21 protein-coding genes are annotated in these 24828 nt (G+C 63.6%); 6 read left to right on the top strand and 15 right to left on the bottom strand.

Annotation, left to right across the window (positions count from 1 at the left end; genetic code table 11):
- Positions 1–201 precede the first annotated feature (201 nt).
- Together tdh and EXZ48_RS07760 are read left to right on the top strand one after the other, a co-directional pair.
- Positions 202–1236, top strand: a complete 1035-nt coding sequence (gene tdh, locus EXZ48_RS07755) for an L-threonine 3-dehydrogenase (RefSeq protein WP_024270495.1) — start codon at positions 202–204, stop codon at positions 1234–1236.
- Between the two features lie 161 nt (positions 1237–1397).
- Positions 1398–2672, top strand: coding sequence for an MATE family efflux transporter (locus EXZ48_RS07760; RefSeq protein WP_207900374.1), 1275 nt, complete (start codon positions 1398–1400; stop codon positions 2670–2672).
- 119 nt (positions 2673–2791) lie between these two features.
- Here the strand turns inward: EXZ48_RS07760 and EXZ48_RS07765 are convergent, their stop codons facing one another.
- The 6 genes from EXZ48_RS07765 to EXZ48_RS07790 form a co-directional block, all read right to left on the bottom strand.
- On the bottom strand, positions 2792–4066 hold the full coding sequence (locus EXZ48_RS07765) for an FAD-binding oxidoreductase (protein ID WP_130515175.1): 1275 nt from the start codon (positions 4064–4066) through the stop codon (positions 2792–2794).
- A gap of 34 nt (positions 4067–4100) precedes the next feature.
- Entirely contained in the window at positions 4101–4829 is a 729-nt protein-coding gene (locus EXZ48_RS07770) for an amino acid ABC transporter ATP-binding protein (RefSeq protein WP_130515177.1), read from the bottom strand.
- Between the two features lie 48 nt (positions 4830–4877).
- Complete coding sequence (locus EXZ48_RS07775) at positions 4878–5540, bottom strand: amino acid ABC transporter permease (protein WP_130515179.1); 663 nt, start codon at positions 5538–5540, stop codon at positions 4878–4880.
- Positions 5541–5553: 13 nt separating this feature from the next.
- Entirely contained in the window at positions 5554–6270 is a 717-nt protein-coding gene (locus tag EXZ48_RS07780; protein WP_245461971.1) for an amino acid ABC transporter permease, read from the bottom strand.
- A 125-nt stretch (positions 6271–6395) separates the two neighbouring features.
- Complete coding sequence (locus EXZ48_RS07785) at positions 6396–7199, bottom strand: ABC transporter substrate-binding protein (protein ID WP_050744444.1); 804 nt, start codon at positions 7197–7199, stop codon at positions 6396–6398.
- Positions 7200–7261: 62 nt separating this feature from the next.
- Positions 7262–7786: an Lrp/AsnC family transcriptional regulator gene (locus tag EXZ48_RS07790; RefSeq protein WP_023516600.1), complete on the bottom strand. Its 525-nt coding sequence runs from the start codon at positions 7784–7786 to the stop codon at positions 7262–7264.
- 735 nt (positions 7787–8521) lie between these two features.
- On the opposite strand from EXZ48_RS07790, the gene EXZ48_RS35880 reads away from it, so the two are divergent.
- Positions 8522–11755 (top strand): putative Ig domain-containing protein, encoded by a 3234-nt coding sequence (locus tag EXZ48_RS35880; protein ID WP_130515181.1) that lies wholly within the window; start codon positions 8522–8524, stop codon positions 11753–11755.
- A 249-nt stretch (positions 11756–12004) separates the two neighbouring features.
- Here the strand turns inward: EXZ48_RS35880 and EXZ48_RS07800 are convergent, their stop codons facing one another.
- The 4 genes from EXZ48_RS07800 to EXZ48_RS07815 all read right to left on the bottom strand — a co-directional run bounded on the left by EXZ48_RS07800 (position 12005) and on the right by EXZ48_RS07815 (position 16057).
- On the bottom strand, positions 12005–14191 hold the full coding sequence (locus tag EXZ48_RS07800; protein ID WP_130515183.1) for a caspase family protein: 2187 nt from the start codon (positions 14189–14191) through the stop codon (positions 12005–12007).
- Between the two features lie 246 nt (positions 14192–14437).
- Entirely contained in the window at positions 14438–14764 is a 327-nt protein-coding gene (locus EXZ48_RS07805) for a cupredoxin domain-containing protein (RefSeq protein ID WP_130515185.1), read from the bottom strand.
- A gap of 2 nt (positions 14765–14766) precedes the next feature.
- The gene (locus tag EXZ48_RS07810) at positions 14767–15288 is read right to left on the bottom strand and encodes a DUF4142 domain-containing protein (protein ID WP_023513153.1); all 522 of its coding nucleotides are present in this window, start codon (positions 15286–15288) and stop codon (positions 14767–14769) included.
- A gap of 79 nt (positions 15289–15367) precedes the next feature.
- Positions 15368–16057, bottom strand: coding sequence for an RNA polymerase sigma factor (locus EXZ48_RS07815; RefSeq protein WP_130515187.1), 690 nt, complete (start codon positions 16055–16057; stop codon positions 15368–15370).
- Between the two features lie 183 nt (positions 16058–16240).
- On the opposite strand from EXZ48_RS07815, the gene EXZ48_RS07820 reads away from it, so the two are divergent.
- Entirely contained in the window at positions 16241–17101 is an 861-nt protein-coding gene (locus tag EXZ48_RS07820) for a DUF1989 domain-containing protein (RefSeq protein ID WP_050744450.1), read from the top strand.
- A gap of 80 nt (positions 17102–17181) precedes the next feature.
- Here EXZ48_RS07820 and EXZ48_RS07825 read toward each other — a convergent pair whose 3' ends face one another.
- The 3 genes from EXZ48_RS07825 to EXZ48_RS07835 all read right to left on the bottom strand — a co-directional run bounded on the left by EXZ48_RS07825 (position 17182) and on the right by EXZ48_RS07835 (position 21725).
- Positions 17182–19524 (bottom strand): calcium-binding protein, encoded by a 2343-nt coding sequence (locus EXZ48_RS07825; protein WP_130515189.1) that lies wholly within the window; start codon positions 19522–19524, stop codon positions 17182–17184.
- Between the two features lie 208 nt (positions 19525–19732).
- Positions 19733–20365: a PQQ-binding-like beta-propeller repeat protein gene (locus EXZ48_RS07830; protein WP_130515191.1), complete on the bottom strand. Its 633-nt coding sequence runs from the start codon at positions 20363–20365 to the stop codon at positions 19733–19735.
- A gap of 139 nt (positions 20366–20504) precedes the next feature.
- A complete protein-coding gene (locus EXZ48_RS07835) occupies positions 20505–21725 on the bottom strand; it encodes a helix-turn-helix domain-containing protein (protein ID WP_130515193.1) in 1221 nt (406 codons plus the stop codon).
- Positions 21726–21811: 86 nt separating this feature from the next.
- Between EXZ48_RS07835 and EXZ48_RS07840 the strand changes: the two genes are divergently transcribed.
- Positions 21812–22510: a DUF899 domain-containing protein gene (locus EXZ48_RS07840; protein ID WP_130515195.1), complete on the top strand. Its 699-nt coding sequence runs from the start codon at positions 21812–21814 to the stop codon at positions 22508–22510.
- A 48-nt stretch (positions 22511–22558) separates the two neighbouring features.
- Positions 22559–23773, top strand: a complete 1215-nt coding sequence (locus tag EXZ48_RS07845) for an MFS transporter (protein WP_130515197.1) — start codon at positions 22559–22561, stop codon at positions 23771–23773.
- Positions 23774–23836: 63 nt separating this feature from the next.
- Here EXZ48_RS07845 and EXZ48_RS07850 read toward each other — a convergent pair whose 3' ends face one another.
- Positions 23837–24019: a hypothetical protein gene (locus EXZ48_RS07850; protein WP_130515199.1), complete on the bottom strand. Its 183-nt coding sequence runs from the start codon at positions 24017–24019 to the stop codon at positions 23837–23839.
- 10 nt (positions 24020–24029) lie between these two features.
- Complete coding sequence (locus tag EXZ48_RS07855; protein WP_023516174.1) at positions 24030–24227, bottom strand: hypothetical protein; 198 nt, start codon at positions 24225–24227, stop codon at positions 24030–24032.
- Between the last annotated feature and the right edge of the window lie 601 nt (positions 24228–24828).

Raw genomic sequence — 24828 nt, forward strand, 5'->3', positions numbered from 1 at the left:
ATGTCGGCGGCGCACGGCGAGGCGGATGTCCGCAAGGCCATCGACGTCTTCGCAGAGGTCGGGCGTGAGCTCGGCGTGATCGGATAAACGGCAGGTTGCCGGCAGCCGCCTTCCGGAAGCGGCGGTGCTGCCGGCCCATTCTGAAACAGATACGGCCCCGTTTGCGGGGCGGCGTGAGCCACGAAGGGCTGAGACGAACACATGTCGAACACAATGCGAGCGCTGGTGAAGGCGAAGTCCGAGCCGGGAATCTGGATGGAGGAGGTTCCCGTTCCGGACATCGGCCCGAACGACGTCCTGATCAAGATCCGGAAGACCGCGATCTGCGGGACCGATGTCCACATCTACAACTGGGACCAGTGGGCGCAGAAGACCGTTCCGGTCCAGATGGTGACGGGCCACGAATTCGTCGGCACGATCGCGGATTTCGGGTCGGCTGTCACGCAGTACAAGGTCGGGCAACGGGTTTCGGGCGAGGGGCACATCGTCTGCGGCCATTGCCGCAACTGCCGTGCGGGCCGCGGGCACCTGTGCCGCAACACGCTGGGCGTCGGCGTCAACCGGCCGGGCGCCTTTGCCGAATATCTTGCGATACCGCAGGAGAATGTCGTGCCGATCCCGGATGACGTTCCGGATGAGATCGCCGCGATCTTCGATCCGCTCGGCAATGCCGTGCACACCGCGCTGTCCTTCGATCTCGTCGGCGAGGATGTGCTCGTCACCGGTGCCGGGCCGATCGGCATCATGGGGGCGTTGGTCGCCCAATGTGCCGGTGCGCGGAAGGTCGTCATCACCGATATCAATCCGGTCCGCCTGGAACTCGCCCGCAAGATGGGCGTGCGCTACGTCGTCGATGCGTCGCGGGAAAAGCTCAAGGACGTGATGCCGACCATCGGCATGACGGAAGGTTTCGACGTCGGCCTCGAGATGTCGGGCGCGGCACCGGCCTTCCGCGACATGATCGACACGATGAACAATGGCGGCAAGATCGCCATTCTCGGCATCGCCCCGACCGGATTCGAGATCGACTGGAACAAGGTCATCTTCAAGATGCTGCACCTCAAGGGCATCTACGGCCGCGAGATGTACGAGACCTGGTACAAGATGATCGCCCTGGTTCAGGGTCCCCTGGATGTTTCCGGCCTGATCACCCACCGGATTGCCATCGATGACTATCAGGCAGGGTTCGAGGCGATGCGCACGGGCAGTTCGGGCAAGGTCGTCATGGATTGGTAAGCGCGGAAAACCGTGCCGGCGGGCCGGATCGGAAACGCCGGCACACGAAATTGCGATGACATCAGGTCAGGCGGACGCGGCCGCTGTTTGGTTTCCGCCGGGGCCTTCGAACAATGAACATTCCGTTACCTGTCGACCAACACGAAAACTGGGACCGCCGGATGCTCACCCTGGCGCTTCCCATCATTCTGGCCAATCTGGCGCAGCCGGTATTGTCGCTGGTCGATACGATGGTGGCGGGGCATCTTCCCGGGCCGTGGTTCCTGGGCGGCGTGGCGCTGGGCGGGGTGCTGTTCAATTTCCTCTTCTGGAGCTTCAGCTTCCTGCGGATGGCGACGACCGGTCTGGTCGCCCAGGCCTGGGGCGCGGATGATAGCGCCCTCGTGCGCAAGCACCTGCTGCGGGCCCTTCTCGTCGCCGCGGCCGGTGGCGGGGCCATCGTCCTGTTGCAGAAGCCGATCATCGAGACCGGGCTTGCCCTTCTTGGTGGAAGCGAGGCGGTCTACGAGAGTGCCGCCGCATATGCCTTTGCCCGAATCTGGTCGGCGCCTGCATCTCTTGGGAACTTCGTCCTGCTCGGTTATCTCCTCGGTCGCCAGCGCGTGATGATTTCGCTTGCCCTTCAGATCGCCCTCAACGTGATCAACCTGGCCGCGACGCTGGCGCTCGTCCTCGTCTTCGACTGGGGCGTTGCCGGTATCGGCGCCGGCACCGCTCTTGCAGAGTGGGCAGCCTTCATCATCGGTCTGGCCATCGTTCGGCCATTCAGGGCAAATCCTGCGCTGGCGTGGCGGGACCTGCTGGATGGAGCCGCCTTTCGCCGGCTGGTCGCGGTCAACCGCGACATATTCCTGCGCAGCCTGCTTCTCCTGATCTGCTTCGGCTGGTTCGCCCGCAGCGGCGCTGCGGAAGGCGATGCCATCCTGGCCGCCAACGCGGTTCTCCTGAACCTCCACGGCATCACGTCCTACGGTCTCGACGGTTTCGCGCATGCCACGGAAACGCTCGTCGGCTCGGCGATCGGCGCTCGCCGCCGGGAAGCGCTGCGCCGGGTGATCAGGGCCGCATTCCTTTGGTCGGGGCTGGTCGCCCTCCTGTTTTCGCTTTGTTATGCCGTGGCGGGCTCGCAGATCATCGCGCTTCTGACCAATCAGGAGGACGTGCGCGCCACAGCTACCCAGTTCCTGCCCTACGTCATCGCCCTGCCTCTCATCTCGGTTTTCGGCTACATGCTCGACGGCGTGTTCATCGGCGCGATCCGCACGCGGGACCTGCGCAACAGCATGTTCATTTCGACAGCCATCTTCCTCGTGTCGGCCTATGGTCTCCAGCAGATCTGGGGCAACCACGGTCTTTGGATGGGGATGATCGTGCTGATGGTCGCGCGGACCGTGACGCTGGGGCGGAACCTGAAGCACATTTTTTCCGAAATGTAGACGAAGGCAGTCGGCCTCCACCGGCGGCACCCTGCGAAATCCGTTTCCTGCTGCCGGCCGCGAGCGCAAACCCATGGAGGGAACTGGCCTGCGAACCGGCTCCGGGCACAAATCGGCACTCAGCCAAAGCGGTCGATCAGATAGGGCGCCAGTTGCGGCTTCGAACGATGGTCCGTCATGCCGTCGCGCACCAGTTCCGCCGTGCGTGCGGCCATCGTCAATCCGAGATGGCCATGGCCGAATGCATAGAAAACATCGGGGTTGCGAGGTGACGGGCCGATCACGGGCAGCGAGTCCGGTGTGGATGGCCGGAAGCCCATCCACTCGGTTACGGGCATTCTGTCTTTCAAGGCGGGAAGAGCGCTTCTGGCCGACGGGATGAGTGCCCGTATCCGGGAATAGTTCGGCGGCGCCTTCAGCCCGGCGAGTTCATCGCCGCTTACCAGGCGAACCCCGTCGTGCATCGGCGAAAGCACCAGCGACAAGCGTGGGATGACCACCGGACCGCGCAGCAGCCGGCCCGTCTCTTCTCCGAATGCGATGTGGTATCCGCGCTCGGTATCCAGGCTTACGCGGTCGCCGACCTGCCGCACCAAATTGGCCGACCAGGCCCCTGCCGCAATGACCAAACGATCGAAACTGCGCACCCCGTCCTCGGCATGGACTGTGGCGCCCGCTTGAGGCCCGCGTGCAACGCCTTTGACATGCCGGCGCAAATGCACGGCACCCAATCGCGACGCGCCTTCAAGATAGGCGTTGGCCAAGGCCCCGGGGTTGCGCACGAAGCCGCTCTCGAATTGATGAAGCCCGAAAAGGCAAAGGGAAGGGTCGAGGTTTGGCTCCAGATCGGTCAGGGCCTTGCGGTCGAGGATCGTGTAGCGAACCCCAAAACGATCCATCAGACGGCGATCCAGCGCGGTGGCCTCGAACTCCTGTTGCGAGCCATAGACCTTCAACCAACCCTCCTGGCCAATCAACGACTGGGCACCGCATCGCGACGCGAGGGTTTGATGCGCGGCAAGGGACTGCGAGACGAGCGGATGGAGTGCCGCCGAGATCCGATCGACCTCGGCCGGCCTGGCGGCGCGGATGAAGCGCACAAGCCAAGGCAGCACGCGAATTGAATGGCGCATGCGAAGGACCGCGGGGGAAGACCGATCCAGCAGATAGGACGGAAGGGCACGCAGGACATCCGGCGTCGCAGTCGGCGTCACGGAGCCGGTAACAATGCCGCCTGCATTGCCGGAGGAGGTGCCGGCTCCCGGCAGGTCAGGATCGAACACTGTCACCCTGTGGCCGTCGAGGGCCAGGGCGAAAGCGGTCGCGCATCCCACGATGCCCGCGCCAACGATGGCAATCGCCAAAGGCGCAGTTTCATTCACACGCGTTTGCATGGAACATCCCACCCGAATTGACAGGGTTTCGACCCTAGTGCTGCAGGATCTTGCCGAGGAAATCCCGCGTCCGGTCGTTTTGCGGCGCGGTGAAGAATATCTCTGGTTTTGCAGCTTCGACGATGGCGCCGCGATCCATGAAGATGACCCGATCGGCCACCCGCCGGGCGAAACCCATTTCGTGAGTCACGACCATCATCGTCATGCCTTCCCGCGCGAGCGACACCATCACATCCAGCACTTCATTGATCATCTCGGGGTCCAGCGCAGAGGTCGGCTCATCGAACAGCATGATTTTGGGTTGCATCGCCAGCGACCTGACGATAGCGACCCGTTGCTGCTGGCCGCCGGAGAGCTGATGGGGATAGTTGCCCATCTTATCGCCGAGGCCGACCTTTTCCAGCAGGGCCCGGCCGCGCGCCTCAGCCTCGGCTCTGGGAAGCTTGCGCACGTGGACCGGCGCGAGGACCACATTCTCCAGGGCAGTTTTGTGCGGATACAGGTTGAACTGCTGGAACACGAAACCAACCTCCATCCGCAGATTGCGCAACCGCGTTTCAGGGGTGCCGAGCCTTGCGCCATCGACGGTCAGGCCGCCTTTTTGAAACGTCTCCAGGCCATTGACACATCTGATCAGCGTGCTTTTACCCGACCCGGACGGGCCACAGACCACGACGACCTCCCCCTTGCCAACGCTGAGATTGACATCGTTCAGGACGTGCAGGGGGCCATACCATTTGTTGAGAGATTGAAACTCGATCATGGGGTGATATCCAGTGGGAACAAGGTCGTGACAGTCATGGCATTCCCGTCACAGGGCCGTGGGCTGGCCCTGGCCTTCCATACGGCGCGCCAGATAGATCAGCGGGTAGCAGATCACGAAGTACGACAGGCCCACGATCGCGAAGACGAGAAGGCCGTTGGGGATCGACTGCACCATCACCCAGCCCGCCCGCGTCAGATCCAGCAGGCCGATGGCGGAGACGACGGACGAATCCTTGATCAACAGCACGAACTGCCCGACGAGGGACGGGGTCACGATCCGGGTGGCCTGCGGCAGGATGACGTGGCGCATCTGCTGGGTGCGGGTCAGACCCGAGGCCGCCGCCGCTTCCGATTGCCCCGGCGGTACGGCTTTGATGCCTGATGCGACGATCTCTCCGATGAAGCAGGCGGCGGCATTCGACAGGGCGACCACGCCCGCCCAGAAGGCGCTCAATTCTATTCCCGTTTCGGGCAAAATGAAAAAGACGAGGAACACCTGGACGAGGAACGGCGTGCCTCTAAAGAAATCCACATAGAGACCCACCAGCTGCGAAAGCCAGCGTTGCGATCCCGCGCGAACGATGCCGAATGCGAAGCCGACGGCAACGCCTATGACAAGGCTCAGCGCGGATAGCGACACCGTCATGCCGATGCCCTTCAGCAAAACGGGCCAGTAGCCGATTGCCTGGTCAATCTGGAACCATACCATCTCCGCCCCTCCCTCAGGCCTTGCCGGGATGCTGGCTCTGGTGTGCCCAAAGGCCCGCCAGTGCTTTCAGGGTGTAGTACAAAACGAGATAGGCAAGTGCCGTTGCAACGAGGCCTTCGACCGGCATGAAACGATCGATGGCGATCATCTGCCCGGCGCGCGTCAGCTCCACCACCGAGATGAGCGACAGCAGGGACGAGTCCTTGACCAGCACGATGGCCTGGCCGATCAGTGGCGACACCGTGGGCCGCACGGCTTGCGGAAGGACAATCAACCGCATGCGCTGCAGATAGGTCAGCCCGGTGCTCATCGCCGCCTCGATCTGCCCGCGCTGGATCGAGAGAATCCCCGAGCGGACAATTTCGGCGACGTAGGCACCGGAGTTCAAGGACAGCGCGATGACCCCGATCACGATTTCCGGCACCAGAATGCCGAGGCGGGGCAATCCGAAATACAGAAAGTAGAGTTGCGCCAACAACGGTGTCGCGCGAATTGCATCGACATAGGCCACGGCAGGCCATTTGAGCCAGCGCAGCGGCTGGATGCTGAGAGCGCAGGCAATGATGCCGAGAACAATGGCCCCGGCAAAACCGGCAGCCGACAACAGGAGCGTCGCGAGAAAACCCTGCCAGATGTCCGGCAGGTATTCCAGCATCACACGCGTATTCAGGTTTCCAAACATGGCACCGATTTTCAAGGCAGGATGCGGCGCGCGATCACGGGCAGTCATCCGCCCGTGATGTCGGCGCTCGGAACGAGAGTTTGTCAGGGAAAAGTGGAATCCGGCTTGCCCGAGAAGACAAACGAAAACAAAGAACGCTGAAGCTGTCAGATTCAGTACGACGCTGACGGACTCTAGTGCTCGGCTTTCCACTTGTCCGAGTTTACCCAATAGTTGAGGTTTTCCTGAAGCCGCCCGTCGAGCGTGGTGTTGTCGATGAACAGGTTTGCCCAGGTAAGGAGATCCATCGAGTCATACCGCACAGCATAGGCCAGCGGTTCCTTGGAAAGGAGGTCCGGAAAAACCGTGAACGTGCCGGCACCGTATGTGGCCGTTTGCGCCGCGACGGCCGAGCTGTCGTTCAGTCCGCAATCAGCCTGGCCTGAAGCGACCGCGTCCAGGAGCAGGGTACCCGAGCCCTTGAACGATTTGACCTGACCTTGCGGGAATGCCACCGGAGCGAGTTTCTCGCCGGTCGAACCGAGGAGCACCGCGATCGTCGTGCCGGGCGCCCTGCAATCCTCGACGGTCTTGAACGCACCGTCGCCCTTGCTGAAGGCGACAGCGCCAACATACATGAAAGGCTTGGTAAAACCGACTTTGGTTGCACGCGCCAGCGTCGGCGTCATGTCTGCAGCGAGAATGTCTGCCTTGCCGGACATCAGCGCCGGCAGCAGGCCGTCCCAGTCGAAGTCGAGATAGACGACCTTGACGCCCATCTCCTTTGCCATCAGCGTTGTCAGATCGATGGCGCTGCCGGTCCTGTTGCCGCTCTTGTCCATGAACGAGAAGGGAGGCCCCTGGGTTTGCACTGCGACGCGCAATTCGCCGCGTGCAATGATGTCGTCCAGCGTGCCGGCATTGACCGAAGTTGCACCTGCGGCCTGTGTCATGACGGCAAGCGTCGCCGTCAGAACAAACGCATTGAGTTTGCTCATTCATCCTCTCCCATTTATTGAAATACCGGACCTCCCGGCCTTTGCTTCCTACAGGCCGCCCATCACTCCCGGCCCGGATCTGCAGCGAGGTCGTCTCTGCCGATTTCGTCGTCCCAGACGCCTTTCGGCAAGCTGAGCCATTTGTTGTGTGATTTCATCACCACGAAGGTTTCGCTGCTGCGGATCACGCCTGGTTCCTCCAGGCCGGGCAGCAGCTCGCTGGTAACCCGGTAGAGTTCGTCCATGTCCCCTTCGAACAGCACTTCGGCAATGATGTCGTAGCGGCCGGTCACGAGGCTGACGGAGGCCACATAGGGCAATTCGGAAATCTTTTTGGCAATCTCGTTCAGCCGGCCATGGCCATTTGCGCGGATGCCAACCATCGCGCACACGAGTTCGGGCCGCTCCGATATGTTCAGCACGCCGACGATCTTCAGCAGGTTCCGCTCGATCAAGGATTTCAGGCGCGCCCGCACGGTCGGGGGGCTGAGGCCCAGACGCTCCGCCAAATCATTGACCCCGTCACGACCGTCGTCCGACAGCAGTTTCGTGAGGTGCCTGTCTATCCGGTCCAATACAGCGCGCATTCTGTCCTTCTTGTATGGCTGGCTCGATGAGGGGAGAATAGGAATTAAGAAAAAAATAGCAACACATTTTTTCCTTTTAGAAAAATTAAGCGATGCTTTCTTTCTATTTATGCTGTCTTCGTGTGTGAAGAGGCCTGCGAGCACACCCAGTCCGATTATAACACTCCGCAAGCGAGTGCTCCCAGGGCCTCATCAAGACGCACCATGGCATTTGGATTGCGCACGGGGGTAGCCTTGCGCGCGCAACCGACGCATCGCCATCGCCGGGCTTACCGGCGCGGTGTTTGTCAGGAATGGCGCGGGCCGTGGCGAAATCCTGCCGGCCCGTTTGCTTGACGGAGGCAGCGGTCCGCCGCGCTGTAGCGCAAACAAAGAGAACCCGCCGTGGCCGCAAACCACCGAAGCGTGGCTCCGGAGGAGGGCACTTGCGGGACCAGTTCAGCGCTTCGCCTGTCGTTTCAGAAAAAATCAGAAAATTTCAGAAAGCTGGGGCGGCCGTATCAGGACCTTCGCTGGCGGCGGGATTATCTATGTCGCGCACGGGAATGGGGAACGGCATTCGTGCCTTGGCCGAGGGCGGCGGCCGACGAATGTCGATAGCGACAGCGTGGTTTCGAGCGCCCGCCCACGGGACGCTTTGGTTGCCAACACGACGCCACGGCAGCAGGGACACGATTTCCGGCATCGGGACTGGCGCCGCCCGTTGTGCAGGGGAATGACATTTTGGGGAACGTTATGTTTGGAAGTACGACGGAAAGCCGGATCAACACCACGACCGGCGGGAACCAGACCGCGCAGAGCGTCACGGCACTCTCCAATGGCGGCTGGGTGGTGACCTGGCAGCAGGGCCATGACATCTACCAGCAGGCCTATGACGCCCATGGTGAGCCGGCCGGGTCCGAGACGCGGGTCAGTCCGGATCTCGGGTCGGCCGTAAATTTCGAGGCGCCGCAGGTCGTTGCGCTCACCGACGGCGGCTGGGTGACGATGTGGGGTATCTCCCATCAAAGCCTCCAGGCGCAAATCTTTCAGGCTGATGGAACGGCAGGCGCCAGTCTGGTGATTGCCGTTCAATTCGGCAGGCCGCAGGATGCGCAGATCGTCGCCCTGCCGGATGGCGGCTGGGCGGCTATCTGGTCGACCGATTATTTTATCTCGGAAGGCGTTCACGTCGCGACATTCGACGCCGACGGCAACCCGGTCATGCCAGCAATGCGCGTCGATACCCAGACGTCGAGCCTTTTCTGGGAGAACGCCAAGGTCACACCATTCGCAAACGGCGGCTTCGTCGCGACATGGGTGGCAAGCGACTACAATCTCTACCAGCAGGTCTTTGACGAGCATGGTGCACTGGTCGGTTCCAACGAGGGCGTGAACACGGGCGGGTCGACACTCAACGGTCCGTACTATGAAGTCATCGTCCGCCCCGGCGGAGGCTGGATTGTCGCCTGGAGCGCGGGAAGCGGGCTCAACAGCGAGGTCTTTCAGCGGGTCTATGACGAAAATGGCAACGCTGGCACCGTCACGCAGATCAATCGCGGCAGTGACGGTCCGCAGAACTTCGTGCAGATAGCGCTTCTGGAAGGCGGCGGTTGGGTCGTGTCGTGGGTCGGCGACGACGACACCAGCGCGGGGATGAGCAACAGCCTTTTCCAGAGGGTCTACGACGCCAACGGCGATGCGCTTGGCCCGGAAACGATGGTCAACACGACCATCGAGGGCTGGCAATATGTTCACTCCGTCGTCGCGCTGACGGGCGGCGGCTGGGTCGTGACCTGGGAGTCGACCAATCAGGATGGCAGCGGCTTGGGTGTCTACCAGCAGGTCTATGGTGCCAACGGACAGCCGGTCGGCGGCGAGACGCGGGTCAACGGCGAAACGGAGGGCGACCAGAAGGTCATCAAGGTCACTGCCCTGCCGGACGGCGGCTGGGTCGTGACCTGGCAATCCGCCGGGCAGGACGGCGACGGGCTCGGCCTCTACCAGCGCACCTTCTGGGTCGGCAACGACGCGCCGACCGTCGGCAACACGATCGCGGCGCAGCAGGCGACGGAGGACAGCGCCTTCAGCTTCACCTTCGCCGCAAACACCTTCTCCGATGCCGACGCGCTCGATCGGCTGACCTTTACGGCAACACTCGCCAATGGCGACGACCTGCCGGCCTGGCTGGAATTCGATCCCGAGACCCGAACCTTCTCCGGCACGCCCGAGAACGGCGATGTCGGGGAGATCAGCATCCGCGTGATCGCGACCGATGGGGGCGGCGAAAGCGTTTCCGTCGATTTCACGCTGACGGTCGACAATGTCAACGATCCGCCGGAGCCGAACGGGACGATCGCTGCTCAGGTGGCGAGTGAGGATACGGCGTTCAGCCTCACCCTTCCCGCCAATACGTTCATCGATGTCGATGCCGGCGACACGATGACCTATGCCGCGTCTCTGACGAACCATGACCCGCTTCCGGCCTGGCTCACCTTCGATCCCGCGACACGGACCTTTTCCGGCACGCCCGACAATGACGATGTCGGGGAGGTCACCATTCGCCTGTTTGCGATCGACGAAGACCGGACGGTCGGTTTCATCGATTTCACCCTGACGGTGCAGAACGTCAACGATGCGCCGACGGCGGTGGGCACGATCGCGGCGCAGCAGGCGACGGAGGACCGGGCCTTCAGCTACACCGTGCCGGCCAACACCTTTGCGGATGCCGATGCCGGCGACACGCTCAGCTATTCGGCAAAGCTCTCCAACGGCAATGCCCTGCCGAGCTGGCTGGTGTTCAATCCGGCGACGCGGACCTTTTCCGGAACGCCGCCGACGGGCGATGCGAGCGGCATCACCGTGCGCGTGACCGCGACGGACGGGAGCGCCAGAACCGCCTTCGTCGATTTCACGCTTACCGTCACTGCCGTCAACGACGATCCGGAGCTGCCCTCCAACGGCACGGCCGCGACGGCCGAAGACAAGAAACTGACCGTCGATGTGCTGGCCGCCGCACGGGAGGAGGAGGGCGACGCGCTGAGCCTTGTTTCCGCCTCCGTGCGCTCGGGCTTCGGTTCCGTCTCGATCGAGAACGGCCGCCTGGTCTACGACCCGACGAGCGCGCCGAACCAGAACCTTGCCGAAGGGGAGAGCCGTACGGTCGTCATCCGCTACACCGTGTCTGACGGCCACGGCGGCACGGCCACGGCCGACCTCAAGGTCACCGTCCGTGGCGTCTCGCCCGATGTGGTCAAGGGCACGGACGGCAACGACAGGCTGGACGGCAGCAAGGGCGCCGATGTTCTCTATGGCTATGCCGGCAAGGACGTGCTTGACGGCAAGGGCGGTGCGGACCGCCTGGTCGGCGGCGAGGGCAACGACACCTATATCGTCGGAAAGGGCGATGTCGTCGTCGAGAAGGCGGATGAGGGTATCGACCTCGTCAAGTCCGTTGTCAGCCACGCGCTGTCCAGCCATATCGAGAACCTGACGCTGGAGGGCAGGGACAACATCAACGGAACCGGCAACAGCCTTGCCAACACGCTGACCGGCAATGCCGGCCGGAACACGCTCGATGGCGGGGCGGGCAACGACAACCTGAACGGCGGCGCTGGAAACGACAGGCTCTATGGCGGGCAGGGCGCGGACAAACTATCGGGGGGCTCCGGTGCGGATACGTTCATCTTCAAGTCCATCAAGGAAACAACGGTTGCCTCCTCGGGCCGCGACACGATCCTCGATTTCAGCCGTAGCCAGGGCGACAAGATCGACCTGAAGGCTATCGATGCCAGCACGAAGAGTTCTGCGAACCAGTCCTTCGATTTCATCGGCGATGAAAAATTCCAAAAGAAGGCCGGGGAACTGCGCTACGAGACGAAGGCGGGCAACACGTATATCCATGGTGACGTCAACGGAGACGGCAAGGCCGATTTCACCATCGTTCTCGATAGGGTGATCGACCTCAAAGCCAGCGATTTCATCCTCTAGACGTTGCGGTATCAGCTTTGACGGCATCGGCCGGGAAGCGACCACGGCGTGGAAGAGATGGTTGCCATGCCATGTGGTCGTCCAGTGGCTGCCCGGGCGGGGCGTGCTTACGGTCGTGGTATCCCCCCGTCGGCCGATGGGGATGTTGCCCGCCGGCAGGAACAAGCGATCCGAAAACGGTTCAGCCGCGGTCCCGATCGCCTGTTTTCGAAGAGGCGTTTTTGCCTCGGAATGTATGCGTGCGTGGCCTCATGGAATTTCGGTGTAGGCGAGGGCACCGGCTTTGGCCTCGTTCTTTTGTTCGGCCGTCAGCCGCGCGCGTGCGGCGTCCGCGACGGTAAGGCCATCCGGCGGCTGCCACCACACGTCATGCGTCAGCGTCGACATGTCGTTGTCGAGGAGGATGTAGTCGGCAAACTTCTCCCCATGTTCGCGAAACGCCGCCGGTACGGTGTAGGCATAGTCGGCCATCTCCTGGACGCGCCTGCCATCCTTTGCCGAAAAGATGGCGGCGCCTGTCTGGCCAACGACGGAATAGAGATCGCCCGCCGGCGAGAAGGAGGCGTAGAGACCCTTCTCCACCTTTCCGATCTGTTGTCCGGTCTGTGTATCGAACAGGAGGATTTCATAGGATCCGCCGTTGTCGAGTTGCGTGGCGACCATCCGCGTTCCGTCCGCACTGAAGCCGAAGGCTATCGGATAGAGTTCCTTTGAAACCGGAACGACCCCAGAACCGACCAGGCTGTTCTGCACGAGCGACCAGTGCCCGAAGACGAGCAGCTTGGGCACATTGGTAGAGGTGTTCGTGCAGACGAACGAAAGGGAGGCGCCGTCGGCACTCAGGACCGCAAAGCCCCGGGTCAATGCCCAACCCGCCGTATTGGCCAGTCCGTTGCATTTCGTTCCAAGGTCGAACTCAAACCGCTTGGCGCCGCTGTTCACGTCCCAGCCCTGCACCAGGGCGAGACCCTGTTTGTGGAGCGTTCCGACAAGAATGGCGCCATCCGGGCTGAACACCAGGACGGGAGGATTGAGGCCGCCATAGGCCGGGCCCAGATGGTCTGCGGAAAGCTTGATGGTGGAGATGGTCTTGCCCGTCGCCGCATCGGCGACCTTGGTGATCCCCTTGCCGAGATAGGCGGCAACGCGGGATCCGTCCGCCGAGAATTTTACGCTGGGGACCGCGGTTCCCACCTCGCCCAGAATGCCGATCACCGTCTTCGTGCCGGTGTCCCAGATCTCCAGCGTGCCTTTTCCGACGCCACGATATTCGCGGTCGACGGAGGCGACGACGGCCCGGTCGCCACCCACATTGGCGACCACGACGTGGATGTTGTTCGCGGGAACGGGAAGGACGATGCTGCTCGAGCGCGTGGCCGCCGTCAGCGCCTGATAGGCAAAGGGAAACTGTTCCGCGGTCCTGTCGTCGATGCTCTGCGGAAGGCCCCGGAAAGCCTCCACGATCGCGCCCTCGACATCGCCCCTCCCGAGAAGCCTTTTCGATGCTCCCGCGTGGTTTTCGGAGGCCGACTGCGCGTCCTCGAATGTCATCGTGCCGTTCAGCAGGATTTCGGCGGTGAGCGACGATTTTATCCATGGTGTCTGGGACCAGTCCGTCGCTTCGCCGACGCTTCGGGAGACCTCGCTGAGGGCGCGTTGGACGGAAAAACCGGGCGTCTTGACGGCCGTGACAAAGGCTGTTGTGAACGGGCTCAGGTCTCCCTCGCCATCCGAGGCCGTCGCGTTGGGCGACGTGGAGTAGGCGACGAAAATCCCGCGCGCCTCCTGTCTCGCGCCCGGCGTGTTGACATCCACCTTTGCCAGCCCCCGCGCGAGGCTGCGGCCGGTTGATGCCGACAGGCCCTGGGCGTCCTCGCGCGCGAACGGATTGTTGCGACAGGCGTCAAGGAAAACGAGGATGGAGGCGGACTTCGCCTTCACGCCATCGATGATCTCGTCGATATAGACGAAGGCATCGGAAAGGGCGCCGCCGGCCTCGGCATCCGTCGCGACGATGTAGTTGCGGTCATCGATCTGTATGCCGTGTCCGGAATAGTAGACCAGGGCGATATCGTCGGGCGACAGGGCGGATTGCATGCGCAACACACAGTCGCGGATGGTCGCGCCGCGGGCGTCCAGCGCCACGAAGACGGTGAAGTTCAGTTTTTGCAGCACATCCGTCACCGCGGCGGCATCCCGGGCCGGATTGCGCAGCGGTGCGATGCCGCCGCCATAAGCCGCGTTACCGATCACCAGCGCCAGCCTGCCGGCCTTGCCTTCCGGTGCGCTGTCGAGAGGTTGGGAGCCGCCGGCCGCCATCTCCTGACAGGTATCGGCGGGGATCGCCTGCGTCGTGGTGGATGCGCTGGCGGAGGCGCATGAAAGGCACAGGCCGAGCGCCAGCGTTGCGTACGCGAGCAAAGTTTTCACGAGCATGACCAGTTCCTCGAGGGAAAGACCAACGGTGAATGTGCTGCAGTGCCTGAAATGAAGGCGTCACAGTAGCAGCTTCATTAGGAGGCGTAAATATTATTGCCGTCTGAACACTGCATCGCGCGGACGGCTGAGGTTTGCAGGAGGCAGGCCGGATGATGGGGGGAAGCAACGCCTTCCGGGGAAAGCGTTGCCCTGCTGCAAATGTCGGCCGGGTATGCCTTGTGTTCGCACCCGGCGCGCAGGGTGTCAGGCAATGATGGTGATCGTTCCCTTCATGTTGGGGTGGAAGCGGCAGTAGTAGGCGACGCTGTCGTCAGCGGTGGCAACGTGCGTGATCGTCTTGCCGGGCGGGATCAGGATGTCCCAGCCGCCCTTGACGGTGGCGGTGTGGGAAAAGGGATCCCGGTTGGTCCATTCGATGGTCTCGCCGGCCTTGACCTTTATGTCGGCGGGCAGGAAGGCGAGTTTTTCGATGGCGACGTGCACGGTGCCGTTATGGGCGCGGGCAAGCGCATGGCTGGCGAGGACGGCTGCGCCTGTCGCAAGGAGCTGCCGCCGGCTGAGGGAGGGCATGGTCATTTCAGGGCGGCCGCGACATGTTCGGCGTGCTGCTGGTGGCCCTGGAAGAGTTTCAGGCCGGTTTCGAGCAGGCTCTTCAGCTCGGCATTTTCCGCGGAGGGGATGAGCAGGGCTTCCAGCGCCTTGTTGACCTCGCCGTGATAGGTGACCTCGTTGTTGATATAGGCCTTGTCGAAGGCCGCGCCGTCGAGCTTGGCGAGTTCGGCGCGCTTGTCCTCGGCGGCCCTGGCAAGGGCCTGGCTGGTGGCGTTGTCCTGCGGCGTCACGTTCAGCTTCTTGACGAGGGCAAGGGCCATGTCGTTGACGGCCTCGTGGTCCTTCTGCATCGACTGGGCGAAGGCGAGCACATCGGCATTCTTCGTCTTCGACAAAGCGAGCTTGGCGGCCTCCACGTCGATGAGCCCGGCGCTATAGGCGATATGGGCGATCTCGGGATCGGTCGGCTTGTCGGCGGCGCCGGCGAAGGAGGCGGCAAGGGCAAGGCAGGCGGCGCCGAGCGTGGTCATGAGGGTCTTCATCGGGTTTCTCCTTGGCCGGCGGTGCCGGCCCTGTTTCGGTAACGCAGCATTGGATGCCGCATCGCCGCCAGGGTTCCCGTCAGCCTGCAAGGCCGAGTTTTGCAATGACGGCCTCCGTCAACCGGTCGCAGCGCGCGCCGGCAAAGGGGAAGGCGTCGATCAGCACCGGGCCGATCTGCGCCTCGAGCCGTGCCCGGATCAGCTTGCGGGCGCGGTGAAGCCGTGTCTTGACGGTGGCCGGCGGCAGGTCGAGCAGCGCGGCAGCCTCTTCGACGCTGAGGCCCTCGATGACACGGGCGACGAAGACGAGGCGGAAAGCTTCGGGAAGCGCGTCGGTCGCCTCCTCGACGAGGTGCAGGAGTTGTCGCTGGGCCATGAGGCGCTCCGGGTCCTCGATGGAGGAGGCAAGCGGGAAGGGGATGATCTCGGCCTGTGTCGGGCCGGCCGGGGGCGCGGCGCGCTTCAGCCGTTTCTCGGCGCGAAGGCGCATCAGGGCGGTGTTGAGGGCGATGCGCGACAGCCAGGTCGACAGCGAGGCCTCGCCGTTGAAGCCCTGAAGATGGGCGAAGGCCCTCAGATAGGCCTCCTGCAGCACATCCTCCGCATCTGCATTGTTGCGGATGACGGCCCGCACGAGACGGTAGAGGCGCTGGTTGTGGTGCTTGATGATGCGGCGGACCGCATCGGCGTCGCCAGCGGCCGCGCGCGCGACGAGGCGAGCTTCGTCCTCGATGGCGGCGGCGGGGGTGGCATTGGACAAGACGGGCATGCTTGTTCTCCTTCCGGGACCATATTGGATGCCGGCGGTGCCGCAAGGTTCCCGGAAAAATCCGCCTGTATCGCGACGCGCGGGGTCGGCGAAGGACGGCTGACAGATGGCGGGAACCGGCTATAGTCGCCGGCGGCTCGCAATGCCTGTGGTGGCGGCGCGACACGACATGGAGACTGAAAGATGAAGCCCACCCCCATCACGGCGGCGCCCGGCGACGCCGCCGCCCGCAAGGCGATCAAGCCGGTGATCTGCTATCCGGTCGAGACCCTGCCGCGTCCCGACCTTGCGGCCTATCGCGCGCTCCGGGACGACCTGACGCTTGTCGAAACGGTTGTCATACCGCCGCGCGAGGCCGCCACCTGGTCGGTGCCGGCCGGACATTTCTGCCGTCTTGTCTGCAGCGAGGGGCCGCAGGTGGGCGACCTCAACCTCTTCAATGCGCAGGATCTGAAGGAACGGCTCTACACGGGCAAAACGCGCGCGCTCGCCGGCACCCATGTCGGCCTCGGCGACCAGCTCTTTTCCAATTTTCCCTATCTGCGCCCCATAGCGACGATCACGCACGACACGCTCGACTGGTACGGCTTCGACGCGTTCGGCGGCGCAGTGCATGACGTGATCGGCACGCGCTGCGACCCCTATACACACAACCTGCTCAGCCACGGCGGGCAGTACCACCATTGCTGCCACTCGAACCTCACCCGCGCCTTTGCGGCGAAGACCGGCATGGCGCTGCGCGAGGCGGAAACCTATGTGCACGACGTGCTGAACGTCTTCATGTGCACCGGCTTCACGCGCGATACCGGCCAGTATTTCATGAAGGCGAGCCCGGTGCGGCCGGACGACTATCTGGAGTTTTTCGCCGAGATCGATCTTCTCGGCTGCATGTCGGCCTGCCCGGGTGGGGATTGCTCTGCGCAGCACTCGTCCGACACGGCGGCGTGTTACCCCATGGTCGTCGAAATCTACAAGCCGAAAACCCTGCCGGCCGGCTGGGCGCCGCCGCCGGTCAACGGCTACGATGGTAGCCATGGTCTCTAGGGGATTTCCGAGCCGAAGCGGTGACGCTTCGGCTCGGGCGCTATCGTAGAACAATAGCTGCGCCGGCTGCCCGCTCGACCCTAGAGAATGAAGTCATCTCTGTTGAGGCTTTTCTGGCCTTCCAGCGTGACCTGGATTCCATTGATCGAGACGACCACGCCTGCCGTGGTCGTCTGGATATTGATGTCGTTGAAATCCAGCGGATTCGTGCGGGTCGAGAAGGCCGAGAGGTCGATCTTGTCCTGACCGCGGGTGAAGTCCATGATGCGGTCCTTGCCGGTCTTCTCCCGGAAGATGAAGATGTCGTTGCCGGCTCCACCCCAGAGCTCGTCGTTGCCGGGACCGCCATGAATCCGGTCATCGCCGGTGCCGCCATAAATCTGGTCGCTCCCCGCGCCGCCATAGAGGATGTCGTTGCCGCTGCCGCCGCCGAGAAGGTCGTCGCCGGCGCCACCGCCCAGGGTGTCGTCGTCGTCGCCCCCATACAGCTTGTCGTTGCCGCCGCCGCCCCAGAGCTTGTCCTTGCCGTCGCCGCCGTAGAGCCTGTCGGCGCCGCTATCCTTTCCGCCATAGAGCTTGTCGTCGCCACCACCGCCGAAAAGCGTGTCGGCGCCCGGGCCGCCGCCGAGAATGTCGTTGCCGCTGCCGCCCTTCAGCAGGTCGTCGTCTTCCCCGCCCCACAATGTATCGTTGCCAGCGCCACCGTCGAGATGGTCGTCTCCGCCCTTGCCGGAGAGCAGGTCCGCCCAGTTCGTTCCGGTGAACCGGTCGTCGCCATCGCCTCCGATGAGGATCTTGCCCTTGTCCGTGTCGGGTGTCGTCGGCGTCGGTGTCACGTTGAAGGTGATAACGCGCTCGGTCTGGTCGATATCCTTGCCGTTGTGATCGGTGCCCCCGTCGTCGATGACCTTGAAGCCGATCGTCGTCAGGGCGGTGCCGTCCTCACCCGCCGGGGGCTCCCAGGTCAATTTCCCGGCGGTGATATCCGCAACCGCGATCGTCTGCCCCGCCGTGATGGCAATGCCGTTCAGAAGGACAGTGCCCTTCGTCGGGAGCGTCGTTATTTTTACACCGGACAGGCTGTTGCCGTTGGTATCGGAAAAACCGAAATCGGCGACCTTGAAACTATAGGCCGTGTTTTCCTTCGCCGTGAGGGTTGCATTGGTCCCGGTGGGGGCTTCGTTGACGCCGAAGTAGATTTTCTGGACGATATTCGGGGATTCCGAAGGTACACCCATTATGAAACTCTGCCAGGTGACCACCCAGCCGCCATTCGGCAGCGCCGTTACGGACGGGAATTCCTGATCGCTGGCCGTTGTGTCGTTTACGAGGTCGTCGTTTCCGACCGCCGTGCCGCTCGAATTATAGTGGCGCTGGTAGATGTCGTTGGCGCTTTGCCAGGTGACGACCCATCCTCCGTCGGTCAGGGCCGTGATGGACGCATTTTTCTGATCGCCTGTCGAGGTCGTGTTGACCTGCGTTTCCCCTGACCCCCGGGGGTTGCCGTCCTTGTCGTATCTTTGCTGGTAGATGCCGGTTCCATTTGTATCGGGTGACTGCCAGGCGACGATCCAGCCGCCGTCCTTCAACCCTGTGACGATGGCATTGGCCTGTGCGCCCGCCGTAAGGCTGTTAACAGGCGTTTCCACGCCTTGCTGGGTGCCGTCGGCCTTAAAACGCTGCTGATAGATGCCGGTTCCGTCAGCATCGGGCGACTGCCAGGTGACGATCCATCCACCGTCCTTCAACACGGCGACGGAAGGCTTGGTTTGGTCTCCGGCGCGTGTGGTGTGGACACGAACCTCTCCGAGAGGGGTCGCATTGCCATTTGCATCATACTGCTGCTGGAAGATGCCACGGCCATTGCCGTTGCCATCGTTCCGAGATGCCCACACGACGACCCAGCCGCCATCGGGCAACGCAGTCACGGTAGGCATTTCCTGTACGTTGTCCGTCTCCGTATTGACGACTACTCCCAGGGGGTCCATCGGATAGCCGTCTGCATCGTAGCGCCGCTGGTAGATGTCCGCGCCTAATGATTCTTCACCGATCCACGTCACAACCCAGCCGCCGTCCTTGAGGGCGGTTACTGCGGGCTGATGCTGAGAATTTGTGGTCGTCGTGTTTACAAGCTTCTCGATGCCGTCGCGCGTTCCATCCGCCTTGTACTGTTGCTGGTAGATGCCTTCGGCTTCACCGTCCTGTCCCGTGGATTGCCATGTGACCACCCAGCCGCCATCCGTGAGCATCGCAACGGATGGATCCTCCTGCCGGCCCATATAGTGTGTGTTGACCTGGGTTTCTGGGCGTTCCAGGATAGTCATGGCGGTTCTTCCCTGTTTGTGGCGCATCTTGGACGATGGCCATTTTTGGTTGAATTCCCTTAAAAGTAGAGGGGTATGAGGTTGAGCTCGCGATGGCAAGTGTCGGATGGGTTGTAGCGAAAAGAATTCTCCGGTTTCACGGGGGCGGGAAATGCCGGCCGTGTTTTTTGGCCTCGTGAGGCGGCTGTCCGCTCGATCAACGGGCGTATCCTGTGCTTCACGCCGCGCCGGGCTATCGGTGCCGCCACGCCTTCAGAAGGATGGCGGCACCCGTGTTCGTTGCATTGCCAGCCGCGTCCGGCATCCGTCAGCGCGGGCGGCGGATGGCGCGGATCTTTCCGCTGTTGCCGCCGCCGCAGAAGAAGCGGTCGGCGCCGTCGGATTCGAGGCCGGAGACGCCGATGCCGGCGGGCATGGTGATGGTGTCGAGCACGGCGCCGGTTTTTGGGTCGAGGCGGCGCAGGTCGCTTTCCTCGCCCTCCCAGGTGCCGTGCCAGAGCTCGCCGTCCACCCAGGTGACGCCCGTCACCATGCGGTTGCTCTCGATGGTGCGTCGCACGGTGCCGGTTTCCGGGTCGATTTCGTGGATCTGCCGGCTGCGGTACTCGCCGACCCAGAGCGAGCCTTCCGCCCAGGTGAGGCCGGAATCGCCGCCGTTGCCGGGGGCGGGGATGGTGGAGACGATGGCGCCGGAGGCCGGGTCGATCTTGTGGATGCGGTCCTCGGCGATCTGGAAAAGGTGGCGGCCGTCATAGGCGGTGCCGGCATGGGCGGAAAGGTCGATCGTGCGCAGCACGCGGCCGTCGTCCGGATCGAGCGCGTTGACCTTGTCGCCCGAGGCGAACCAGACGGCCTTGCCGTCGAAGGTGACGCCGTGGACCTGGTCCACGCCGGGGAAGGGGCCGTATTCGCGCAGAATGTCTGCTTTGGACGTGGTCATGCTTGTCTCCTTTGAACCGTTGATGCGGTGGTCCCGTCGTGTCGGGGCGATTGCCGGGATCGGCGCCGTGTGCTTCAGCCCCCTGGTCTTGCGCATGTCGCCGCGGTAAGGCCGCCGCGGACTGGCGCGCGTTCCGTTTTTAGCTGCCGGGCAGCGGACCCGGGAGTAACAAGAGTGTCGAGAAAGCGCCGGGCACCGGCGTCAGCCAGCGCCGGCTTCGGCCGCGGCCGACAGCCTGCACCTTGCCGGCGGCGAAAAGCTCTTCGAGTGCGCGCTGCACGGTGCGGGCGCTCGTGCCGAGCGCGATGGCGAGTGCGGAACTCGACCAGGCCTCGCCATCGGCAAAGAGGGCCAGCACATCGGCATGCGGTTCGTCATGCGGCGGCGCCAGCACGGCAACGGCCCGCCCGCCACGGGGCAGCAGCCGGAAACCGTCCTTCGTGGCGGTGGCCCCGGCAAGCGGCTCGAGCTCGGCCCGCAGCCGGCCCATTTCGACGCGCAGGCGTACCCGGTGGGATTCGTCGGCATGCCGGGCCCGGAAGGCGCGGAGCAACAGGTGTTCCCGGCTGGCATCGGCGGGAAAGGCCTCGGCGAGCGTGCGCAGCAGCGCAAACAGGATCGGCCGCGTGGCCAGCGAGATGCGGGTCTCGCCGCAGCGCACGACATGGCGGCAGGCATCGACCACCAGTCTGTCGGTTGCCAGCAGCGCTTCGACCTCGGCGGGCAGCAGAAGGCGTTCCTCGCCATCCGCGATCACGCGGGCGGTCGGTCTTTGCAGGATCGCGGCCGCGTCCTCCACCTCCTGAACAAGCGCGGGAATGCCGGCGTGCCGGGCGGCCTCCGCGGCGCGTGCAAAGGCCTCGCGGGCCGCTGCCGTGCGCAGGCGGCGGGTCGCGATGCCGGCAGCGGCGAGGGCATGCGCGGCCCGAAGCGGCGGGGTCAATGCTGCGGGATCGAGCGTGGCGAGCTGCGCTGCGGCGTCGTCGAGCCGGCCGATCAGGAGCAGGCGGCGGATGGCGAGTGTCCGGGCATGGGCGGCGTTGGGCCGGTCGCCATGGGCCGCAAGCGTCGCCTCGGCAGCGGCGAGCGCCTTCACCGGCCAGGCAAGGTCGCGCGAGACGAGGGCGATCTCGGCTTGCGCGACGACACAGCGCGCCCGCGCTACCGGCTCGCGCGGACCGAAGGCGCGAGCGGCGTTCTTCAGCAGCGCCTTCGCGCGCTCGAGATCGCCGAGCTGCGCCATGGCGATGCCGCGCAGGGCCAGGGCCGGTGCGTCGTCACGCAGCGCGACGCGGCTCAACGCGCCGAGCGGATCGCCGGTTGCGAGCGCCCGGGCGGCGGCGATGATCATCGAGTCCATGCAATTCCCGTCACACTTGTAACTCCCGCTTCGCGGCGACCACCCCTTACGTTTGGTGCATCGCTAGAGAAGAAAGGCGTTTCACGATGCGCAATCAAGTCGTTTCACATGAGGACTGGCTGAAGGCCCGGCTGGCGCTGCTCGCCGCGGAAAAGGAATTTACCCGCCAGCGCGAGGCGCTGACCCGCCAACGGATGGCGATGCCCTGGGAGCGGGTGGGGAAGGCCTACCGCTTCGACGGGCCGGAGGGCGTCCTGACGCTGGAGGACCTTTTCGCCGCGCGCTCGCAGCTCCTCGTCTATCACTTCATGCTGGGGCCGGACTGGCAGGAGGGCTGCAAGTCCTGTTCCTTCTGGGCCGACAATTTCAACGGCATTCCGGTTCATCTCGCCCAGCGCGACGTGACCTTCACGGCGATCTCGCGCGCGCCGCTGGAAAAGATCGATGCCTACCGGCGGCGCATGGGCTGGAGCTTTCCGTGGGTCTCCTCGGGCGGCAGCGACTTCAACTTCGACTATCAGGCGTCCGCGACACCGCAGGAGCAGGCGGCGGGGCGCACCTATTACAATTTCGAGATTTGTTCGAACACCATGTCGGAAATGGTCGGCGTCAGCGTCTTTTACAGGAGCGGGCCGGGCGAGGTGTACCACACCTACTCCTGCTACGCGCGCGGCGTCGAGATGGTGAACGGTGCCTATCACTTCCTCGACCTCGTGCCGAAAGGCCGCGACGAGGACGGCCTTCGCTATCCGATGGAATGGGTAAGGCGGCACGATCAATACTGATTTGGGCGCGGCCCCGGCCAGAAGCTGGCGGCCGCAGAGGAGATGACAATGATCCATACGCATTATCGCTGGGTGATCGTCGCCGCAGGCGGCCTTCTCGGCTGTATCGCCATCGGCGCGATGTTCTCGCTGCCGGTCTTCCTGCTGCCGATCGCCAAGGACACCGGCTGGTCGGTGACCGGCATTTCCACCGCCATGACCATCGGCTTTCTCGCCATGGCCTTTGCGAGCATGTTTTGGGGCAGCCTTTCGGATCGCTGGGGGCCGCGGCCTGTCGTGCTGGCGGGCTCGGTGCTTCTGGCGGCAAGCCTGATGGCTGCGAGCGTCACCACCTCGCTTCTCGCCTTCCAGTTCGTCTTCGGGCTGGTCGTCGGTGTGGCTGTTGCCGCCGTCTTCGCGCCGATGATGGCCTGCGTCACCGGCTGGTTCGACACGCACAGGAGCCTTGCCGTCTCGCTCGTCTCGGCCGGCATGGGCATGGCGCCGATGACCATGTCGCCCTTTGCCGCCTGGCTGGTCACCTTCAACGACTGGCGCGCCTCGATGCATATTATCGCGCTTCTCGTCGCCGTCGTGATGATCCCGGCCGCCCTCCTGGTGCGGCGCGCGCCGGCGCTGGAGGCGGGCGGCGATGAGCTTGCGGCGGCCGACGAGCCGCAGGCCGGCATGACAACGCGCGATGTCCTGAAGACACCGCAGTTCATCATCCTGTGCCTGACGAACTTCTTCTGCTGCGCCACCCATTCCGGGCCGATCTTCCACACGGTGAGCTATGCCATCACCTGCGGCATTCCGATGATCGCCGCCGTCTCGATCTACAGCATCGAGGGCCTTGCCGGCATGGGCGGCCGGGTCGCCTTCGGCCTGCTCGGCGACCGGTTCGGCGCCAAGCATATCCTGGTGCTCGGCCTTTTTGCGCAGGCCTTCGGGGCGCTCGCCTATGTCTTTACCGGCGGGCTGGCCTCCTTCTATGTCGTGGCGGGCCTGTTCGGCTTCATCTATGCCGGCGTCATGCCGCTCTATGCGGTGATCGCCCGGGAAAACTTCCCGCTGCGCATGATGGGCACCGTCATCGGCGGAACGGCCATGGCCGGCAGCCTCGGCATGGCGCTGGGGCCGGTGGCGGGCGGGCTGATCTACGACACCTTCGCCAGCTATACCTGGCTCTATGTCGGCTCGTGGGGCATCGGCCTCGGCGCCTTCCTGATCGCCATGACCTTCCGACCGGTGCCGAAGGCGCGCGAGGCGCTGGCGGCGGCATAACCGCGAACAATCGACCCGCCGTCCATTCGGGCGGCGGGGTTTCTGGAGAGAAGGCAGCGGTCTTCAGGCCGCGCCTGCGGGATCGCCGATCGGCATCAGCGCCGGTTTCGTCGCCTGTTCGCGCCTGGTCTTCTCGGCTTCGGTCTCGGGCTCGGCGGTGGTATCGCCGGGCTCGAGATCGTTCCGGGGCTTGTGTTCGCCGGGGGAGGGGCGCTTCGGGGCGCCTTGTGCTTTCGGGCTCGTCATGTCCGTCTCCTTAGAAATTCAGGAACTGCGCCGGGTTCTGGCGGGCGCGCATCAACAGGTCCAGCTCCCGTTTGGACGGGCCGAACTTGTCGTAGAGGCGCTTGGCCTCTTGCGCCGGCAGATCGTAGGCCGTGCGAAAGGTTTCTATCGTGTAGCGTTCTCCCGACAGCCTTCGGTGGTCGGGAAAGAGCTTGGACTGGTCCGGCATCGAGCATCACGCCTCATTGTCAAGGGCATGACCTCAACCGGTAACCGTGCCGATTGTTCCCGCAGGCATACGGGAAAAATTCGGGTGCTTTGCAGCCAGCGGACAGGCCTGTGCCATGCCGGTGAAAACCCGCCGCGTGCGGTTGCCGATAGTCGTGGCAGATGTCCCGCCACGCCTGCGCGACGGAGGGCCGCGCATTTGCGATGCCAAGGGCGGGACAGCGACGAGGCCGGAGCATTCGCGTTCCAGCCTCGTCGCCTGGGAGAAATTCTGGCCGGAAACCTCACCTCGGCTGTCCGACGACAATTGTATAATCAAATATCCGGGAAACTGTATGGCCTGATAAATTTATCAATATGCATAAACCTTCCAGCGCATCAGTTGCGCCTTCGAAGGTGTGCGGAATAACAGTTAATGTCTAATATACATGGCTTCATGCCCATTGTACATGGCTGATTTTGTGGGATTGTCGACATTCCATATCTGGAACTGTTGATGATGCGCTTTTTGCATTGTACACAATAATTGCGATCTAAGAGATCGCGATGGAGCGGTGTCGCTGGAGGGCGGCGCGTCGGCTCTATCCAACAACACCCAATGG

The sequence above is a fragment of the Shinella sp. JR1-6 genome, assembly GCF_004284735.1.
GTDB lineage: Bacteria > Pseudomonadota > Alphaproteobacteria > Rhizobiales > Rhizobiaceae > Shinella.

Bases quoted from the DNA above. Each gene is read 5' to 3' on its own strand.
- EXZ48_RS07785 (WP_050744444.1), bottom strand. From the start codon at position 7,199: ATGAGCAAACTCAATGCGTTTGTTCTGACGGCGACGCTTGCCGTCATG.
- EXZ48_RS07855 (WP_023516174.1), bottom strand. From the start codon at position 24,227: ATGCCGGACCAGTCCAAGCTCTTTCCCGACCACCGAAGGCTGTCGGGA.
- EXZ48_RS07810 (WP_023513153.1), bottom strand. From the start codon at position 15,288: ATGAAGACCCTCATGACCACGCTCGGCGCCGCCTGCCTTGCCCTTGCC.
- EXZ48_RS07815 (WP_130515187.1), bottom strand. From the start codon at position 16,057: ATGCCCGTCTTGTCCAATGCCACCCCCGCCGCCGCCATCGAGGACGAA.
- EXZ48_RS07840 (WP_130515195.1), top strand. From the start codon at position 21,812: ATGCGCAATCAAGTCGTTTCACATGAGGACTGGCTGAAGGCCCGGCTG.
- EXZ48_RS07800 (WP_130515183.1), bottom strand. From the start codon at position 14,191: ATGCTCGTGAAAACTTTGCTCGCGTACGCAACGCTGGCGCTCGGCCTG.
- EXZ48_RS07805 (WP_130515185.1), bottom strand. From the start codon at position 14,764: ATGCCCTCCCTCAGCCGGCGGCAGCTCCTTGCGACAGGCGCAGCCGTC.
- EXZ48_RS07835 (WP_130515193.1), bottom strand. From the start codon at position 21,725: ATGGACTCGATGATCATCGCCGCCGCCCGGGCGCTCGCAACCGGCGAT.
- EXZ48_RS07820 (WP_050744450.1), top strand. From the start codon at position 16,241: ATGAAGCCCACCCCCATCACGGCGGCGCCCGGCGACGCCGCCGCCCGC.
- EXZ48_RS07780 (WP_245461971.1), bottom strand. From the start codon at position 6,270: ATGACTGCCCGTGATCGCGCGCCGCATCCTGCCTTGAAAATCGGTGCC.
- EXZ48_RS07830 (WP_130515191.1), bottom strand. From the start codon at position 20,365: ATGACCACGTCCAAAGCAGACATTCTGCGCGAATACGGCCCCTTCCCC.
- EXZ48_RS07760 (WP_207900374.1), top strand. From the start codon at position 1,398: ATGCTCACCCTGGCGCTTCCCATCATTCTGGCCAATCTGGCGCAGCCG.
- EXZ48_RS07850 (WP_130515199.1), bottom strand. From the start codon at position 24,019: ATGACGAGCCCGAAAGCACAAGGCGCCCCGAAGCGCCCCTCCCCCGGC.
- EXZ48_RS35880 (WP_130515181.1), top strand. From the start codon at position 8,522: ATGTTTGGAAGTACGACGGAAAGCCGGATCAACACCACGACCGGCGGG.
- EXZ48_RS07770 (WP_130515177.1), bottom strand. From the start codon at position 4,829: ATGATCGAGTTTCAATCTCTCAACAAATGGTATGGCCCCCTGCACGTC.
- EXZ48_RS07845 (WP_130515197.1), top strand. From the start codon at position 22,559: ATGATCCATACGCATTATCGCTGGGTGATCGTCGCCGCAGGCGGCCTT.
- EXZ48_RS07790 (WP_023516600.1), bottom strand. From the start codon at position 7,786: ATGCGCGCTGTATTGGACCGGATAGACAGGCACCTCACGAAACTGCTG.
- EXZ48_RS07775 (WP_130515179.1), bottom strand. From the start codon at position 5,540: ATGGTATGGTTCCAGATTGACCAGGCAATCGGCTACTGGCCCGTTTTG.
- EXZ48_RS07765 (WP_130515175.1), bottom strand. From the start codon at position 4,066: ATGCAAACGCGTGTGAATGAAACTGCGCCTTTGGCGATTGCCATCGTT.
- tdh (WP_024270495.1), top strand. From the start codon at position 202: ATGTCGAACACAATGCGAGCGCTGGTGAAGGCGAAGTCCGAGCCGGGA.